15 protein-coding genes are annotated in these 17,454 nt (G+C 67.0%); 12 read left to right on the top strand and 3 right to left on the bottom strand.

Annotated elements, in window-relative coordinates; translation table 11 throughout:
- Positions 1-5: 5 nt before the first annotated feature.
- Positions 6-1,046, top strand: a complete 1,041-nt coding sequence (locus tag NO363_RS03280; protein WP_256686879.1) for a DUF5787 family protein — start codon at positions 6-8, stop codon at positions 1,044-1,046.
- On the opposite strand, the gene NO363_RS03285 is transcribed toward NO363_RS03280, so the two are convergent.
- Positions 1,047-1,532, bottom strand: coding sequence for a DUF5797 family protein (locus NO363_RS03285; RefSeq protein ID WP_256686880.1), 486 nt, complete (start codon positions 1,530-1,532; stop codon positions 1,047-1,049).
- Positions 1,533-1,722: 190 nt separating this feature from the next.
- On the opposite strand from NO363_RS03285, the gene NO363_RS03290 reads away from it, so the two are divergent.
- The 11 genes from NO363_RS03290 to NO363_RS03340 all read left to right on the top strand — a co-directional run bounded on the left by NO363_RS03290 (position 1,723) and on the right by NO363_RS03340 (position 14,262).
- Positions 1,723-2,715, top strand: a complete 993-nt coding sequence (locus tag NO363_RS03290; RefSeq protein WP_256686881.1) for an AAA family ATPase — start codon at positions 1,723-1,725, stop codon at positions 2,713-2,715.
- Positions 2,712-3,686, top strand: a complete 975-nt coding sequence (locus NO363_RS03295; protein WP_256686883.1) for a DUF58 domain-containing protein — start codon at positions 2,712-2,714, stop codon at positions 3,684-3,686. Before NO363_RS03290 ends, NO363_RS03295 begins: the two co-directional genes overlap by 4 nt.
- Entirely contained in the window at positions 3,683-5,944 is a 2,262-nt protein-coding gene (locus NO363_RS03300; RefSeq protein WP_256686885.1) for a transglutaminase TgpA family protein, read from the top strand. Before NO363_RS03295 ends, NO363_RS03300 begins: the two co-directional genes overlap by 4 nt.
- A 27-nt stretch (positions 5,945-5,971) precedes the next feature.
- Complete coding sequence (gene yciH / locus NO363_RS03305; RefSeq protein WP_004054969.1) at positions 5,972-6,265, top strand: stress response translation initiation inhibitor YciH; 294 nt, start codon at positions 5,972-5,974, stop codon at positions 6,263-6,265.
- A 435-nt stretch (positions 6,266-6,700) separates the two neighbouring features.
- The gene (locus NO363_RS03310; protein ID WP_256686886.1) at positions 6,701-8,413 is read left to right on the top strand and encodes a glutamate--tRNA ligase; all 1,713 of its coding nucleotides are present in this window, start codon (positions 6,701-6,703) and stop codon (positions 8,411-8,413) included.
- 82 nt (positions 8,414-8,495) lie between these two features.
- On the top strand, positions 8,496-8,921 hold the full coding sequence (locus tag NO363_RS03315; protein WP_256686887.1) for a dCTP deaminase: 426 nt from the start codon (positions 8,496-8,498) through the stop codon (positions 8,919-8,921).
- A gap of 55 nt (positions 8,922-8,976) precedes the next feature.
- Positions 8,977-9,306, top strand: coding sequence for a 4Fe-4S dicluster domain-containing protein (locus NO363_RS03320; protein ID WP_004054966.1), 330 nt, complete (start codon positions 8,977-8,979; stop codon positions 9,304-9,306).
- Between the two features lie 91 nt (positions 9,307-9,397).
- On the top strand, positions 9,398-10,255 hold the full coding sequence (locus NO363_RS03325; protein ID WP_256686888.1) for an electron transfer flavoprotein subunit beta/FixA family protein: 858 nt from the start codon (positions 9,398-9,400) through the stop codon (positions 10,253-10,255).
- The gene (locus tag NO363_RS03330; protein ID WP_256686889.1) at positions 10,252-12,156 is read left to right on the top strand and encodes an electron transfer flavoprotein subunit alpha/FixB family protein; all 1,905 of its coding nucleotides are present in this window, start codon (positions 10,252-10,254) and stop codon (positions 12,154-12,156) included. The genes NO363_RS03325 and NO363_RS03330 overlap by 4 nt, the downstream gene beginning before the upstream one ends.
- Positions 12,149-13,882, top strand: a complete 1,734-nt coding sequence (locus NO363_RS03335) for an FAD-dependent monooxygenase (protein WP_256686890.1) — start codon at positions 12,149-12,151, stop codon at positions 13,880-13,882. The genes NO363_RS03330 and NO363_RS03335 overlap by 8 nt, the downstream gene beginning before the upstream one ends.
- Complete coding sequence (locus tag NO363_RS03340) at positions 13,882-14,262, top strand: DUF8055 family protein (RefSeq protein WP_256686891.1); 381 nt, start codon at positions 13,882-13,884, stop codon at positions 14,260-14,262. The genes NO363_RS03335 and NO363_RS03340 overlap by 1 nt, the downstream gene beginning before the upstream one ends.
- Here NO363_RS03340 and NO363_RS03345 read toward each other — a convergent pair.
- Entirely contained in the window at positions 14,259-14,888 is a 630-nt protein-coding gene (locus NO363_RS03345) for a hypothetical protein (RefSeq protein WP_256686892.1), read from the bottom strand. The two genes, NO363_RS03340 and NO363_RS03345, sit on opposite strands and share 4 nt — an antisense overlap.
- Positions 14,876-17,323 (bottom strand): amino acid permease, encoded by a 2,448-nt coding sequence (locus tag NO363_RS03350; protein ID WP_256686893.1) that lies wholly within the window; start codon positions 17,321-17,323, stop codon positions 14,876-14,878. The genes NO363_RS03345 and NO363_RS03350 overlap by 13 nt, the downstream gene beginning before the upstream one ends.
- Between the last annotated feature and the right edge of the window lie 131 nt (positions 17,324-17,454).

Raw genomic sequence — 17,454 nt, forward strand, 5'->3', positions numbered from 1 at the left:
GGGATGTGAGCCCCGACAGCGAGTTCGTCTTCGAACTCGGGGTCTGTGGCTGGGCCGAGCGCAACTGGCCGCCCGACGGTGAGCTCGATCCCGACACGGCGGCGATCGTCGCTCGCCAGCTCGGCACCAAACACCGGCGCTGGGACACGGTGATAATCGAAGCCGACAGGGAGGCACTCGCTCGGCGCGCTCACTTCGGCACTCGTGCGCTCGATAGCGACCTGCTCCGTGTCGTCAGAAACGCCCCCGAATCGTGGACGTGGTATCGGGACGCCCTGCCCGAGCCCGATTTCCCTTGGCGATACGTGCGCGAGGCGGTCCATCGAGCCGCTGGCCGCGGGATCGTCGAAACTCGCCGGCAGAACAATCGCATCGAACTCCGGCGGAAATGGCGCTATCCGAACTGGGTCGAGCGGATCGTCGCCATCGAGAACAAACCCGATCTCGACGCGAGCGCTGCGCGCGCCCTCGCCGGGCAGATCGAACGCGACGTGGCGCTCGCGCTCTGCGACGAGGTCTGGGTCGCCACCGCCAGCACCGGGCACTCGATCGAACCCGTCCTTCTGGAGGATTTCCCCGTCGAGGCGGGCGTCCTGGTCGTCGACACGGACGACGAAGACACCACAAGCGTCGCGTGGCATCCTCGGACGCTCGCCGCCAGCGAGGCGGGCACGCGGATCACCGACCGGGCCAGCGGCGACGAGGGTACGGCGACCGTCGATTTCGCCGATCCGGACTGGAAGGCCGAGAAACGACTCGCCATCGCCGAGCGGGCCTACGAGCGCGGCTGGCGGTCGTACGTCGACACGATGCGCCCCGACTGTCGGCACTTCGAGTTGCGTGAGTCGGGTCGTACTGCCCTGCCGTGGTGTGCGGCGAAGGAAAAGCACCAGAGCGCCGCCGAGTGTGCAGGTTCCTGTCCGGAATTCGAGCCCGAACCGCCTGCGTGGCGATCACGCGACTGGCCGATCGAGGGCGGTCCAGGGAAGGCGATCCGACGCTTGCTGGCTGATCGGCGCGAGCGTCAACGACCGGCCGAGGAGTAGCTACTCGTCGAGCGCTTCGACGACCACGTCCTCGCGCTCGACGGCCAGCCGGAAGGTCGGCACGGTCTTCTGGACGACGTCGACGACGCCGCGGCGGGCCAGCCCGCGCAGCGCCGAGCGCACGTCCTCGGGCGCGGGGTCGATGTCGTGAGCGTCGCGGAGGCTGTGCAGGACCGAGACGACGCTCTCGGCGCGGTCGTTCTCGTCGGCGACGACGGCGAACACCTGTGCCTGGAGTGCGGGCACTGTCACCGTTCGCGGCCCGTCGCTTTCGGTGTCAGCTCCCACGAGATCGGCGGCGTCGGCGGTCGCACGGATCAGACTGTCTTCGTCGCGGTAGTAGTACGCTTTGAGCTCGCTTTCGAGATACTGGTGGACCTCGCTGCCGCTGTCCATCCCCCAGCGCTCCTCGAGTTCGCCGTTCTTCGTCGGCTGGAGAGCCACCACGTCGGCGAGACGCTCCTGTGCCTCCTCGGAGAGGGCCATCGGCCGGCGGTATGGAAAGCGGCTATAACTTCTTTCTGGAATCACGTCGCTGGTGTCGATCGGTGAGCGATCGTGCGATTGTTAGTCACAGTGAAGCAGCAACGTTACAAGCGCTCGGCCCCACAAACGTGCAAATGCGTCGGTACGAGTGTTTCATCCCCCGTCCGAGCGCCCCAACGCCGCCGCAGCCATGACGGATGCGGACGCCGATACCGATGGCGGGCGGCCCGCGGCCGCCGCGACCGACCGCCAGCCCCGTCTCTCGATCGCCGAGACCGGCGAACTCGCCACCGCCGTCATCGAGAACACCGAAGAGGTGATCGTCGGCAGCCACGACGCCATCGAGCATATCGTGACGGCGATGCTCGCGCGCGGCCACGTTCTGCTCGAAGACGTGCCCGGCGTGGGCAAGACGATGCTCGCGCGCGCCATCGCGCGCTCGTTTGAGAGCTCGTTCAACCGCGTGCAGTTCACGCCCGACCTGCTTCCCTCCGACGTGACGGGCGTGAACGTCTTCAACCAGAAGACACGGGAGTTCGAGTTCCGGAGCGGCCCCATCTTCGCCAACGTCGTGCTCGGCGACGAGATCAATCGCGCGCCGCCGAAGACCCAGAGCGCGCTGCTCGAAGCGATGGAAGAACAGCAGGTCACCGTCGACGGCGCGACGCACGCGCTCGCCGATCCCTTCACCGTGATCGCGACACAGAACGCCGTCGAGCGCAATCGGACGTACGAACTCCCGCTGGCCGAGGTCGATCGGTTCATGAAACGGCTCGAACTCGGCTATCCGACCCCGGACGACGAATCGGCGATGCTCGAAACCGTCGTCGGCACCCACCCCATCGAGACCCTCGAACCGGTTGCCAGCCTCGATCAGCTCCGGGCCGCCCGCGAGCGGGTCGCGGCGATCACCGTCGCCGAGCCCGTTCGCGAGTATGTCACCCGACTCGCCAACCACACCCGCGAGCGCGCCCAGCTCGGCGTGAGCCCGCGCGGATCGCTGTCGCTGCTGCGCGCCGCCCAGGCACGGGCCGCCCTCGACGGGCGCGAGTACGTCGTTCCCGACGATATCCAGCACGAAGCGGTCGTCACCCTCGCCCATCGGGTCCGCCCGGTCGGCGAGAGCGACGAGACGGGCCGTGACGTGATCCGGGCGGCGCTGTCGTCGGTTCGAGTCGAATGAGACCGACGCGCCGGGCGATCGGACTGATCGCGCTGGTCGTGCTGGCCGTCTGGCTCGCCGTCACGTTCGGGGCTCGCTCGCTGAACGCCCTGGTCGTGCCCGCGCTCGTCGCGCTCGTCGCAGCCGCCGTCCAGCTCCTGCTTGCCGACCGCCCGACCATCCGGCGTCGCCCGCCAGCCGCTGGGTTTCCGGGTGAGACGCGCCGTATCGAACTCGCCATCGAGACCGACGACCCGCTCGTCGCACGGCTCTCCGAGCAGGTCGGTGACGGATTGGCATCGAACTTCGACGGGGCGACCCTGAGCGTGCCGACGACGATCGAGTACGAGATCGAGCTTCGAGAGCGCGGCGAACACCGACTCGGGCCGCTCACGCTCACCGTCACCGACGCGTTCGGCCTGCTCTCACGCACCTTCGAATATCCACGGCGTACGCCCGTACTCGTTTATCCCGCGCTCCACGACATCGGTGATATGGGCGTCGTCGGCGGGCTCGTCGAGCACGCCGCCGAGCGCGAACGGTTCGACGGGCTCCGCGAGTACGTCCGTGGCGACAGCCTCCGCGACGTCCACTGGAAATCGAGCGCGAAACGCGACGATCTCGTCGTGATGGAGTTCGACGGGACGCGCGAGCTGACTGCACTCACGGTCGCCGCCGAGGCGACCGCCGGCCACGCCGACGAGATGGCGAGCGCGGCCGCGAGCGTCGCCGTCTCGCTGCTCGACGCCGGCTTCGCCGTCGCGCTCCACCATCCGGGTGGCGAGGTCGAACGGACCGGCGGCGAGCAACAGCATGAGCGGGTGTTGAGTGCGCTCGCGCGGGCGGGCACGGGCCGTGTCGAACACGAGGCCGATCTCCGCGTCCTCACCGACGATCGCGGCACGCGGCTCACGGTCGATGGCCGCGAGTTCCCCTTCGAGTCGATCGGTACAGCAGCGAACGCCGCGGCTACCGGGAGGGCGGAGTCGTGAGCGTCGCGACCGAGCGTTCGTGGGTCGGTGACGGAGCGCGGCGCGCGCTTGCCCTCGGCGCGACGGCGCTGCTGATGGGTACCTTCCTCGCCGTTCTCTCGCACGTCACCGACGTCGCCGGCGGCACCGACCGGCTGGTGCTGTTCGTCGCCGGTAGCCTCCTCGCGGCGACGGTGCTGGCGCGCTTTCTGCCGGCGGCGCTTGCGCCCATCCTCGCCGCCGGACTGTTCGCTATCGGACTCTGGAGCTACGTACAGGCGGTGCCGAACGGTGAGCTGCTCCTCCGATCGTTCGACGCGGTGCGCGCGGACGTGGTCGCACTGCTGACGGGACTCTCGATCCTCCGGATCGCGGAGGCGGGCGTCTGGGCGATCGGTTTCGCACCCGCGCCGACGTTTCTGACGTGGTATCTTGCGTTGCGGCGGCACTACGTCGCCAGCGCGGTCAGCGGCAGCGCGGCGCTCGGCTTCTTCGTCCTCACCGGCGATGCGGGACCGATCGTCGCCCTCGTCGGCGTCGTCGGTGCGGCCGGTGTCGTCGGTTTCGGCGAGCTCGAACGCCATCGAGGGAGCGTCGGACAGGTCGAGACGCTCGTGGCCGTGCTCGCGGCGATGATCGTGCTCGCACCGCTCGTGAGCGTCGTTCCCGGTGGTGCTGCCGATCCGATCGTGTCCGCCGGTAGTGACGGTCCGGAGACGGTCGAGGCCGGCCTGCTCACGGGTGGCGACGAGGTGAGCGTCCAGGGGTCGATATCGCTCTCGCCGAAGGTCCGGTTCACTGTCGAGAGCAGCAGTCAAGAGTACTGGCGCGTGGCGAGCTACGACCGCTATACGGGTCAGGGATGGGTCAGAACCGGCGACGACCGCCCCTACAACGGCTCGCTCGCCGGCCCGCCGGGCGACGCGACGCGCCTCACGCAGAACTACACGACCGAGACGTCGCTCTCGATCATGCCGGCGGCGTGGAAACCGAGCACCGTTTCGGGCGACCCAGCTGACAACGCGCGCGTGACGTCGCTCGCCGGCCTCCAGCCCGACGGAACGCTGACGAACGGGACGAGCTACACGGTCACGAGCCAGCGGCCGAACTGGACGGCCGACGAGCTGCGCTCGGCTGGCGAGGACTACCCCGACGGGATTCGGAGCCGATACACACAGCTACCAGAGAGTACGCCCGAGCGCGTCGCCAACCGGACCGATCGCCTCACGAGCAACGCCGACACCCCCTACGACACCGCTCGTACCATCGAGCGCTGGCTCGAAGGATCGAAGAACTACTCGCTCGACGTGGATCGACCGGACGGCTCCATCGCCGACTCGTATCTCTTCGAGATGAACGCCGGCTACTGCACCTACTACGCGACGACGATGGCGACGATGCTGCGGACACAGGACATCCCGGCACGGTTCGTGACGGGCTACACGCCGGGCCAGCGCGTCGCGCGCGACGAGTGGGTCGTCCGCGGGCTCGACAGCCACGCCTGGGTCGAGGTCTACTTCCCCGAGACCGGCTGGGTGCGCTTCGATCCGACGCCGGCCGAGTCGCGCTCGGCCGTCGAGGAGAGCAACCTTGAAAACGCGCGTGCGGGCAACGAATCGAACGTCGACACCAACCGATCGGAGGACGGGGAATGGACGCCGACGCCCGAGTCGACACCCACTGGCGGAAGCGCCGATGCCGAGGACACGGCTTCCACCGATTCGGCCAACCCGGCCGGACTCCAACGCGCCGCCGAACAGGACGCGCCGGATGCAGCCAACGGCTCAGCGACGCCGGCCGGTGGGGGAGCGGCAGGTGGCACGACGTCGGCCACGAACTCGTCGCCGCTGCCGGAACTCCCCTCACCGTCACGCGAGCAGATGGCGTTCGCGCTCGTCGCGCTCGTCGGGCTCGCGGCGGGCGCACACCGCACCGGGCTGGCCGAGCGGCTCTACCGCGCGCTCTGGCTGCGCTACTGGCCGAGCGGATCGCCGACCGAAACGATCGAGGCGGCCTTCGAGCGCCTCGAATATCTGCTCGCCGACGAACACCGCCCACGTCGCGATGGCGAAACGCCACGGGAGTATCTCGCCGCGATCGATGCCGACGACCGCGCTCGCCGGGTCGGCGCGATCTTCGAGCGTGCTCACTACGGCGAGGCGGTGAGTGACGCCGACGCGACCGAGGCACGGGCGCTGATCGACGAACTCCGCGGCGAGCGCACCCCCGTACTCGGTCGGTTTCGGCGCTCGCGCGAGCGAGGTCCCGACAGTATTTAATATGGCCGTCTCATATATCTCGGTGTAATGTCGGAAGTCTGCTCGACGTGCGGCCTGCCCGAGGAACTCTGCGTCTGCGAAGACGTCGCCAGAGAGTCCCAGCAGATCACCATCCGCATCGACGAGCGTAGATATGGAAAGGAGGTAACGATCGTCGAAGGGTTCGATCCGCAGGACGTCGACATGTCGAGTCTGTCCTCGGACCTGAAATCCAAGTTCGCCTGTGGCGGCACCATCGAGGACGACGCCATCGAACTCCAGGGCAATCACACCGGCCGCATCGAGGACTTCCTCCGCGACAAGGGCTACAACGTCGCCTAAGCACCCACTTTTTTAATCGGGGGGTGTCGCGCGCTCGTTTCACTCGCGCGCTCAACCCCCGAGCAAAAACCTGGACTAAAAACCCCCGCGAGCGCCGCAGGCGCTCGCGGTGAACCCCGCTCACTCCGTTCGCGCGGACGCTTTCCACTCCGCACAGCACCGCGACCGCTGACCCAACGCCACCGCAGCCACACAGCACCGCAGAAGCCCTCACTCCCTCACTTCGTTCGGTCGTCTGCTCGCGGGCCGGAGGCCCGCTCGCACGGTACGAGGGACCTTCGGTCCCTCGCTACTCGCCCTTCATCCACCAGGAGAGCAAAGCTCTCCTGAGCCTGCGGTCGCTCCGCGACCGCAGACGCCGAGGACCGCCACCGCAACCGTTGCGGGCCACCGAAACCCGACGGGTTTTCATCGCCGGCGACTGAGCCACCGGTAATGAACGAGGACCTCCGCGAACGCATCGAACACGAGGCCGAGCGCCACGCTCTGCTCAACGCGGTCAAACACGGCGAGGAGGCCGACGTCGGCGCGGTCATCGGCCCGCTGATGGGCGAAAATCCCGACTTCCAGGAGCACGGCGACGAGGTGCCGGGGGTCGTCGCCCCCGTCGTCTCACAGGTAAACGAACTCGACGAGGAGGGTCGACAGAAGCGCCTCGAAGCGCTCGCGCCCGACCTGCTCGCCGATCTCGAAGCCGATGACGAGGGCGACGACCATCCGCTGCCCGATCTGCCGAACGCCGAGGACGGTGCGATCCGAATGCGGCTGGCACCCAACCCGAACGGGCCGTGGCATCTCGGTAGCGCACGCATGCCCGCCGTCATCGGCACCTACAAGGACCGGTACGACGGCTGGATGCTCTGCCGATTCGACGACACCGATCCCGAGACCAAACGCCCCGACCCCGCGGCCTACGACGCCATCCTCGACGCCATCGACTACCTGGGCTTCGAGCCCGACGAAGTGGCCCGGGCCTCCGACCGGATGGAGACCTACTACGGACACGCGCGCGAACTCATCGATCTCGGCGGTGCGTACACCTGCTCCTGTCCCGCCGCGGAGTTCTCCGAACTGAAGAACTCGGGCGAAGCCTGCCCGCATCGGGAGAAAGCGCCCGAGACGACGCGCGAGGAGTTCGACGCGATGGTCGCCGGCGAGTACGACGCCGGCGAGATGGTCCTCCGGGTGCGCACCGACATCGAGCACAAGAATCCCGCACTCAGGGACTGGGTCGCCTTCCGGATGGTCGACACGCCACACCCCCGCGAGGTGGCCAGCGAGTACCGCTGCTGGCCCCTGCTCGACTTCCAGTCGGGTGTCGACGACCATCTGTTCGAGATCACGCACATCATCCGCGGCATCGACCTCCAGGACTCCGCCAAGCGCCAGCGCTTCCTCTACGACTACTTCGACTGGGAGTATCCCGAGGTCGTCCACTGGGGCCACGTCCAGCTCGACGCCTACGACGTGAAGATGAGCACCTCGACGATCAAGGGGCTCGTCGAGGCGGGCGAACTCGACGGCTGGGACGACCCGCGCGCGCCCACGGTCGCGAGCCTCCGCCGGCGCGGGATCCGCGGTGACGCCATCACCGAGGCGATGGTCTCGCTCGGCACGTCGACGAGCAACGTCGATCTGGCGATGAGCGCGGTCTACGCCGCCAACCGCGAGCGCATCGACGAGGAAACCGACCGTGCCTTCCTCGTTCGCGACGGTGTGGAAAAGACCGTCGTCGGTGGCCCGGAAACGGGTGAACCACCGGTCCATCCCAACCACGAGGAGCGCGGCGTTCGTGAGATCCCCGTCGAGGGAGCAGTGTTGACCGAACCCGACGACATGCCAGCCAACGGCGAGCGCGTCTGGCTCAAGGGATATGGCTGTGTGCGCCATACGCGCGACGCCTTCGAGTTCGTCGGCACCGACATCGACGTCGTTCGCGAGGAGGACGTTCCCGTGGTGCACTGGGTGCCAGCCGACGACAACCGCACGGTCCTGTTGCGAACGATGGACGGTGACGTCGAGGGCCGTGCCGAGTCCGGTATCGCCGATCGAGAGCCCGACGAGATGGTCCAGTTCGAGCGCATCGGTTTCGCACGCATCGATTCCCAGCACGAGGGCGAAACCGTCGCGTACTACGCCCATCCCTGAGCCGTCGACTCTCCTTCCTCTGGGGCCATCGGTCTTCGTTTCTGACCCGTACGTTTTCGTCCCCGGACGTGCTATCGCCGCCATGACGGGCGCGGAACTCACGGAGTACGTCGAGGGGATCGTCCACGAGGAGACACAGGTCGACGGCGACGGACTCGATCTGACGCTCGCGGCCGTCCACGAGATCGAGACGCCGGGACGCGTGGATTTCGGCGGCGGAGAACTCGACGCTGCGAGCACGACACCCCGCGGGACCGAGAAACGAAACGCCGAGGACGACTACGGCTGGTGGCGACTCGAAGCGGGCCAGTATCTCGTCGCATTCAACGAACGGGTGGATGCCGACGAACCACTCGTTCTCCAGACGCGCGCCGAACTGCGTGATCGTGGCGCGTTCCACCCGACGCTGTTCGTCCGCGAGGTCGAGCGCGTCCCGCTGTCGGTCCCGTCCGGCGGGATCCACCTGAAGGAGAACGCACGGATCTCGACGCTGCTCGCCCCGCCGTGACCGATCCCGTTCGGTCGAAGAGTTAAATAGTCGGCTGTCGTGAGTTTCGACTGGTATGGCTATCGACCCTGAATTCGAACAGAACCGCGAGACGGTGGACGAACACGAGGGTCACGACGTCTGGGGACCGGTCGACGAACCCGAGGAGTTGGGGATCCACGGTACGCACGTCGCGGTCGATTTCGACATCTGCATCGCCGACGGCGCGTGCCTAGAGGACTGTCCCGTCGACGTCTTCGAGTGGGTCGACTCGCCCGATCACCCCGAGAGCGAGATCAAGGCCGACCCGACCCACGAGGCCCAGTGTATCGACTGTATGCTCTGTGTCGACGTCTGTCCCGTGGACGCGATCGACGTCGACGCGGGCCGTGCCGGCCGAACCTGATTCGATAGCGGCAAAAACATACGGAATACCGGGACGGTAATAGTTGTCGGGTGAGTATGTTAGAAATAGTCATACGGGTGAACGACTAGCAATGCACACAATCACGCTGACGAAGGGCGTTCCCGATTTTCGCGAGGGACAGGTATCGTTCGACGAGGACGGCCATCTCGAACGGGGCAACACCCCGACGGTGATGAACCCCAACGACAAGCACGCGCTCCGGACGGCGCTCCAGACGAAGGTCCGCCATGGGGGTCGGCTGAGCGTGATGAGCATGGGTCCACCGGGCTACGGCGACGTGCTCGGCGAGGCGATGGAGTCGGTCTACGCCGACGGGCTCTATCTCCTCTCGGATCGCGAGCTCGCGGCCTCCGACACCTGGGCGACGGCGATCACGATCGCCACGGGATTGAAAAAACTCGACGAGACTCCCGACCTCGTGTTCGCGGGGTTCAAAACCGCCGACGGCGAGACCGGTCACACCGGCCCGCAGGCGTGCTGGTGTCTCGATTGGCCGATCATCACCCACGTGATCGCGCTCGACGTCGACGAAGACGAGGGTACGGTGCGCGCGAAGCGCCTCGTCGAGGGCGACATCGAGGAGATCGAGACCGTCGAAGCGCCGATGCCGGCGTTCATCGTCGCCGATCCGGAGTTCGAGCCTACCTATCGAACCGCCGGCGATCGACTCACGCTGAAGGACCTCCGTGCGGAGACGAAAGAGCGCGCGGAGAACCACGAGGAGCACATGACGACCTGGGATCACGCGGATCTGAACCTCGATCCCGACTACATCGGACTGGACGGCTCGCCGACGATCGTCTCGTCGGTCGATCCGATCCCGAAAGCGCCTGCCGAGCGCGAGGCGACGATGGTCGATCCGGGTGACGAAGCGGGCATGAGCGAGGTCTTCGACGCGATGGCGGCCCACGCGGGAGGCGAGCGATGAGCGAGATCGACCCCGGCGAGCACACCGTTGAACAGCTCCAGAACGAGCTGGACGAGATCGACAGCCCGCGCGAGCTCGAAGGGCTGCTCGACGCCGAGAAGGACGGCAAACAGCGAAAGACGGCCCAGGAAGCGATCCGTGCGCGGATGCGCGCGATGAACGCCGACGAGGACGAAGCGGTCGACGAGGACACCGAAACCGAGGGCGAGTATCGCGAGTCGGCCGACGAGATCGAGGACCTCGCGCTCGACCCGTCGGAGTACGACATCGCCGAGTTCGGCCCGGCGATCAAGGACGTGGAGGATCCCGACGAACTCGACGCGATCCTCGATGCGGAACGAGCGGGCGAGGACCGAGAGAACGTCGTGACGCTGATCGAGAGTCGGATCGAAAAAGTCGGTGAGAGCGAGGAAGACGAGGATGGCGAGATCGATCCCACCGAACTCTCGACGGCCGGGCTCGGCAACGCGCTCCAGGGTATCGACGATAGCGAGCGCCTGCAAGGGGTCCTCGACGCCGAGCAGGCTGGCGAGGATCGGGACGCCGCGACGAACCTCATCGAAAAGCGCATCGAGTCAGTCCAAGAGGAGGACGAACCGGACGAGATCGAGGTCATTCCTCCAGAAGAGAAACACCCGGATCTCGACCATCCGACGGCGGACAAACAGTACGTCAAGGCGCTCGACGACGGCGTCTACCGGGACATGTGGGTCTACTGCGAGACGCAGGCGGGCGAGCTCGTCGATGTCTCGAAGGAGATGCTCGGCAAGGCCCGCGAGCTGATGGACGGCTACAACGACGCCTACGACGAGGACGAGCGCGTCGTGGCGGTGCTCATCGGCAGCGACGTCGAAAAACACGCCGCGGACGTCATCGCCTACGGGGCTGACGTTGTGGCTCACCACGAGGACGATCGGTTGGAGCGGTTCCAGCACAAGCCCTACACCGAACTGTTCTGCGACATGGCGCGGGCGGGCGCGATCCCCGGTGAGAGCCGCGGTCGCGACGCAGCCGTCGACTGGCGCGAGTACGACGAGCCGCGCTATACGGTGTTCCCGGCGACGAACAACGGGCGGGACCTCTCGGCGCTCGTCCAGGGCGAACTCGATTCCGGACTGGCCTCCGACTGTTCGGATCTCTACATCGAGGAGTCGATGATCTCGAACCCGGCCAAGACCGGGCGGCCGGGCGCGAAAAAGGAGTTCGAGCGCGTGCTCCATATGAAGCGCCCGGATTTCTCCGGGTTCGAGTATTCGACCATCCTCTGTCTCGACAACCCGACCAGGGAGTTCCACCCACAGGGCGCGTCGGTGATCCCGGGGAGTTTCGACCTGCCCGAACCCGATCACGACAGGGTGGGTGAGATCGTCGACCACGATGGCGAGCTCGACGAGGACTGGCTTCGTGTTTCGGTCACCGATCACGACCGACTGGACGAAGGCGTCGATCTCACTGGTCACGACGTGGTGGTGGCGATGGGGCGGGGGATCGGCGACAGCCCCACCGAGGGAATGGAGCTCGGGCTCGATCTCCGCGACGCCTTCGACGACGCCGCGCTCGGCGTCTCCCGAGGGATCGTCACCGGTGCCTACGAGTTCGCGGGCCACGTCACGGAGTACACGGCCGAAGAACGACAGATCGGCGAGACGGGGCAGGTCGTCGAGCCGGAGCTCTACATCGCCGCCGGGATTTCGGGAGCCGTCCAACACAAGGTGGGGATGGACGAATCCGAGACGATCGTCGCGATCAATACTGATCCCGACGCGCGCATCGGTGACTTCTCCGACTACTTCATCGAGGGCGATCTCTTCGATGTACTGCCGACGCTCACGACGGCGCTCGAATCCGGCGAACTCGAACCACAAGAACTCGCGGCCGATGGAGGCACCAACGATGACTGACGAACACGAACACTACGAGGCGGTGGTGGTCGGGGCGGGACCGGGCGGTGCGGCGGCAGCCGCAACGCTTGCACGGAGCGGGGTCGAAACCGTGGTCCTGGAACGGGGCGTCGATGCTGGATCGAAAAACGTCACCGGGGGCCTCATCTACGCCGAGGAATCCGCCCCCTACACGATCGACGGGCTCCTACCGGGATTTCGCGAGCACGCGACCGAACGGCCCGTCACCGACTACTACATTCACAACATCGCCGGCGAGAAGGTGAAGACGTTCGACATCACCCGGGGACACGAGCGCGACACTGAGTGGGCCGATGCGGTCCTCCGCCGGAAGATGGACTCGTGGATGGCCGAACGAGTCCACGAGCTCACCCGCGAGACCGGCGGCGGGCTGCTGACGGGCGTGAAGGTGAACGGTCTCCTCAGGGAGGACAGCGAGGGGCGCGTTCGCCCCTCGGATGGGTCGAGCGGGGAGCAACGCGACCCGCGAGACGGCGAAATCGTCGGCGTTACCTGCGAGGAACTCGATCCGATCGAGGCCGATTTCATCGTGGCCGCCGACGGCGTGAACTCCGAACTCGCGCGTGCAGCGGGGCTGATGGACTGGGAAGAGCCCGAGGAGTGGTTCCAGGGCGTGAAGGCCGTCGTCGATATGCCCGGCGATGCCATCAACGAACGGTTCGGGATCGACGACGACGAGGGCGAAGCCCATCTGTTCTCCGGCGATCTCTACGACGGTGTCCGTGGCGGTGGCTTCCTCTACACCAACGAGAGCTCGCTGTGCATCGGGAACGTCTTCCATCTCGATAGCATCGTCGCGGAGGAAGCCGAGGTTCAGGAGTTGCTCGACGCGCTGCTCACCCACCCGCTGCTCGCCCAGTGGCTCGGCGAGGAGTACGACGAACGGGAGTATTCGGCCAAACTCGTCCCCGATTCGAAGAAGGCCGCCAATCCCTCGCCTCACGAGGGACGACTCGTGCTCGTCGGCGATGCGGGCGGCCAGATGCAGGCTCAGGGACCGATCATCAAGGGGATGAACCACGCGGTGACGGCCGGCGCGCTCGCCGCCGAGGCGTTCGTCGAAGCTCGTTCCAGGGGAAAACCCAGTACCGCCGGCGAGCGCTACGAGCAGCGCCTGCACGACGAGGGCGTGATGGCGAAGCTCCGACCGATGCGCTACGAGGTCGCGAGCGCGGCCGGCGAAAACGATATTACCACCGATCTCGCCGAACGACTGCTCGATTCGCCGCTCGGGCGTGCCGGCGTGCGCGCCGCCGACACGGCCGGGCTGCTCGGGCGGGCCTACGGCTCGCCGTATCTGGCGACGATGATGCCCGATACGAAGACGCCCTACGTGACGCTGCCGACGATCATCGCCGAGGAGCTCGGAACGCGTGTCGCGGACGACAACACCGTCGAGCCGCCGAGTCTCGGCGAGCGCATCGGCGATCTGACCTACGACACCGACGTCGGCAACCCACATATCGTTCTGGAAGACGACTCCGTCGCAGCCAGCGGCGCGGCCGTGACGGCCTGTCCGGTGAGTGCCGAGGGGTTCGGCGGTGGCTGCTATCGTGAGGAGACAGTGCAATCGAACGGCGACGAGGAGCGCGTCGTGAGCCTCGACACCCAGCCCTGCGTCGAGTGTGGCACCTGTGCCATCGTTGCCGACACCCAGTGGGAACACCCGCGCGGCGGCAAGGGCGTCGAGTTCCGGGAGGGCTGATGGCGCGCCCGGCAACGGACTACCGCGAGCGGATCGACGAACTCGCCGCGCGGGCCGCCCGTGATCGTGCGACGTTCGAGCCGCCCCCGAACCCGCCGGACGAAGAGCGGGCGATGGCGTTCCTTCGCGAAGGGCTCGGCCCGCTCGTGGTGCTCTATCTCGACGCGCGGACTGCGGACGAAGCGGTCGTCTTCTCGGACGAAGAGTTGGCCCGGTTCCACCGCGCGACGAACGACTGGCTCGCGCTGTACGCACGCTGTTACGGCGTTTCGATGGAGCCGGACGCGACCATCAGGAAGGCCGCCGAGGTGCTCGTCGGGACGGACGACATCAGGGCGACGGCGCAGTTGCTCACGCACGTCCCGGCGCCCACGGGCTAGCCCTGCGCGCGCCAGCGGCCGCCGAGTTCGGCTCGATCGTAGTCCTCGAACGCGCCGTCGACGAACGTCGTCACGCGGTCGGTCTCCTCGCTGAGTGTGATCGTCGCGACCACGCCGTCGCGCAGCGAGGTGTCGAGCGCGCTCATGTGTCGCGATCCCATCCAGTCGGCGTAGGCGATCGGGCCGCCGTTGTGCTCTTCGAGCGTTGCACGATCGAGATCCTTCAGTCGGACCAGCCGTTCCTGGAGCACGCCGTCGATGCTCGCGATCACCGCACCGTCCATCCGGTCGGCGGTCGTCGCGGCCGCCGCGTGGAACGCCTCGATGTCGCCGAAGACGCTGGCACAGCGCTCGACTGGCCAGCGGTTCGCACCCATCGGATCGGCGTACCCCTCGACCGAGGTACCGGAGACGATCGCGAGGTAGAAGCCGGGGCCGCTGACGTGCGGTTCGCCCCAGCGGTCGAACTCCAGGCTGATGGCCTCGAGACAGAAGCGCACGATGTCGACCATCTCCTCGACTCGCCGGTGGTGAGCGTACGCGATGTCGAGCTCGTCCCGATCGTCGTCGGTCCGTTCGCCGGCCATCGGCGGGTCGCCGACGCGGACGTCGTCTACTGGAGCCATCGGCGGAGTGAGTACCGGGCCTGTGACGATAGCCCTTCGTTCCGTTTCGCGATCACGACCGTGTCGTCGGCCGCGCGGGCGACCTCCTCGGGGATCGCCCCGAAGACGAACTGCTGGAGCAGCCCCTCGCGAGTCGCGCCGATGACGGTCAGGTCGTGTTCGCTCGTCCGGTCGGTGATGGCGTCGAGCACGTCGTCGCTCTCGACGACGGTGGTTTCGGCCGTGACCCCGGCCTCCCGGAGTCCGGCCGCGCTCTCCTCGAGCCGTTCGCGCGCGTCGTCGGCGTCGCCATCCGGCGAGACTACCCGGAACAGCTCCGCACGTGCGCCCGTCGCGCGACAGATCGCCCGACCGATCTCCCTGCTGAGCTCGGCGTGTGGCCCGCCGGCGGTGGGGAGCAGTACCGATTCGACGTCGCCGGCGGCGTCGTCGCCGAGGCGCTCGACGAGCACGTCACAGTCGGCGTCGGTCGCGATCGTGTCGATGACGCTGCCGAAGACGATCTCGCGCCGGCGCGAGCCGCGTGCGCCCCAGCCCATCAACACCGCATCGGCGTCGTACTGTTCGACGCTGTTCAAGATCGCCGTGTCGACGCGATGGCTCACGCGCAGCGTCGCGCTGACCGGCACGTCGACGCCGTCCGCGTCGACGGTTCCGCTGAGCGCTTCGGTATCGATGTCTGCGGCGTCCGTATCGACCTCCCCGCCATCGGCCCGCATCGCCGTGGCACGGCGGAGTGTCTCGCGCTGGTCGTCGACGTACTCGCTCCCGCGAGACAGCGGCGTCTGTTCGGGAACGGTGGCGACACTCATCGCGAGTACCTCGCCGTCGTGGTCGGCGGCGATGTCGGCGGCCGTCCGCAGGAGCTGGTCGACGTTCTCGGGGTTCGCGATCGGGACGAGCACCCGGTAGTCGCGCCTGTCCGGGCTCTGTTGGGAGACGACCGTCGGCGTCTCCTCCTCCAGGCGCTCGGTCGAGGCACCGCGACGCTTCCAGGCGAACCAGAAGGCGATGCCGACCGCCTCGGCGATGAGGCCGATCGTGACGATGCGTGCGCCGAGGTTGACCAGCAGCGCGAGGTTGGCCACGACGCCGGCGTAGGGCACCCAGGGAACGAACGGGACCTCGAACTCGCGCTCCATGTCGGGATGTTCCTTGCGCGAGCGAACCAGCGCGAGGTTGACCGTCGAGAGCCCGAGGATCAACAGGAAGTTCGCGAAGTTTGTCACCGACTCCAGGCCGAGGTGGATGCCGAGGGGGAACGACGCCTCCGTGAGGGCGAGTTCGGGGTTCTTGCCGAACAGAACGGTGAAGATCACGATGAGCGCGAAGATGAACCCGCCGGTGAGCAACACCGTGTTGTAGGGGGTGCTGTAGTCGTCGTGGAGTTTCTCGAAGCGCGCGGGCAGGTGATCGCGCCGCGCCATCGCGAACTTGACACGCGAGCCTGCGAGGATCGTGGCGTTGGCCGCCGACACCATCGAGAACAGCGCGCCGACGATGATGACGTAGAAGCCGATCGGGCCGAGGTAGTACTGGGCGGCGTAGGCCATCGACACCTCGCCGTTGTTGGCGACGAACGCGGTCGGTGAGGCTCCCCCGAGGTTCGCGTTGTCCGCGAGGAAGCCCAAGAACGCGCCGTCGTTGATCGCGAAGACGATGACGAGCACGACGAGCGCGTAGATCACGGTGACGAACCCCATCGAGATGTAGATCGCCCGCGGGATCGTCCAACCGGGCTGTTTGACCTCCTCGGCGTTGGTCGCGATCGCCGAGAAGCCGAAGAAGGTGATGAACACGAGCGCGCTCGTCACGCCGATCTCGGCGAACTGGCCGACGTTCTCCGCCGCCGACGTCGCGACGATGTCCGTATTGAACGCCTGGAGCCCGCCATAGAGGAAGAACCCGACGAGCACCACCTTGAGCGTGGTGACGACGATCTGGAACTGGCTCGACTCCTCGCTGCCGCGGATGTTGATGAACACCAACAGTGCGAGAACGGCAACCCCCGGCAGCCAGTAGGGGATCGCCTGCGGGATGCCGACGAGCGGGTAGATGAACCGGTAGAACCAGTCCGAAAACGATGCGAGGTAGAAGGCGGCGCTCGCCGGATAACCGAGGATCATCGTCCAGCCCATGATGTAGGTGAAGTTCTGCTTGAACGTGTTGGCGACGTACATGTAGCCGCCGCCGCTCTCGGGGTAGATCGAGGAGAATTCGGCGTAGGCCGCCGCCGTGAAAGCGGCGACGACCGCCGCGATCGCGAAGGAGAGAATGGCGATGACGCCGACCTTGCTCACCGCCAGTCCCGAGAGCACGAAGATCCCCGCGGCCATCATCGTCCCGATGCCGATGGCGAGTGCTCCGAGCAGCCCGATATCCCGATTCAGCTCGGTGGTGACCTCGCCGGCGTCGCCGGCGGCCGCGTCGCTCATGATGCGAGAACGCACGCTGCTAACGGTTTCAGCCATGTCCCTTCAGAGGCAAGCAGCAACGCGATCGAATCCGATCGAGAGATCGGTCGTGACAGTCGTGCGTGACCTCGGTCAACAGTTAAGTGACGTGG

The organism is Halococcus qingdaonensis (assembly GCF_024508235.1).
GTDB classification, from domain to species: domain Archaea; phylum Halobacteriota; class Halobacteria; order Halobacteriales; family Halococcaceae; genus Halococcus; species Halococcus qingdaonensis.

Excerpts from the sequence above, each read along its gene's own strand:
- NO363_RS03335 (WP_256686890.1), top strand. The coding sequence starts at position 12,149 with ATGACTGACGAACACGAACACTACGAGGCGGTGGTGGTCGGGGCGGGA.
- NO363_RS03325 (WP_256686888.1), top strand. The coding sequence starts at position 9,398 with ATGCACACAATCACGCTGACGAAGGGCGTTCCCGATTTTCGCGAGGGA.
- NO363_RS03310 (WP_256686886.1), top strand. The coding sequence starts at position 6,701 with ATGAACGAGGACCTCCGCGAACGCATCGAACACGAGGCCGAGCGCCAC.
- NO363_RS03350 (WP_256686893.1), bottom strand. The coding sequence starts at position 17,323 with ATGAGCGACGCGGCCGCCGGCGACGCCGGCGAGGTCACCACCGAGCTG.
- NO363_RS03330 (WP_256686889.1), top strand. The coding sequence starts at position 10,252 with ATGAGCGAGATCGACCCCGGCGAGCACACCGTTGAACAGCTCCAGAAC.
- NO363_RS03290 (WP_256686881.1), top strand. The coding sequence starts at position 1,723 with ATGACGGATGCGGACGCCGATACCGATGGCGGGCGGCCCGCGGCCGCC.
- NO363_RS03295 (WP_256686883.1), top strand. The coding sequence starts at position 2,712 with ATGAGACCGACGCGCCGGGCGATCGGACTGATCGCGCTGGTCGTGCTG.
- NO363_RS03340 (WP_256686891.1), top strand. The coding sequence starts at position 13,882 with ATGGCGCGCCCGGCAACGGACTACCGCGAGCGGATCGACGAACTCGCC.
- NO363_RS03285 (WP_256686880.1), bottom strand. The coding sequence starts at position 1,532 with ATGGCCCTCTCCGAGGAGGCACAGGAGCGTCTCGCCGACGTGGTGGCT.
- NO363_RS03315 (WP_256686887.1), top strand. The coding sequence starts at position 8,496 with ATGACGGGCGCGGAACTCACGGAGTACGTCGAGGGGATCGTCCACGAG.
- NO363_RS03320 (WP_004054966.1), top strand. The coding sequence starts at position 8,977 with ATGGCTATCGACCCTGAATTCGAACAGAACCGCGAGACGGTGGACGAA.
- NO363_RS03345 (WP_256686892.1), bottom strand. The coding sequence starts at position 14,888 with ATGGCTCCAGTAGACGACGTCCGCGTCGGCGACCCGCCGATGGCCGGC.
- yciH (WP_004054969.1), top strand. The coding sequence starts at position 5,972 with ATGTCGGAAGTCTGCTCGACGTGCGGCCTGCCCGAGGAACTCTGCGTC.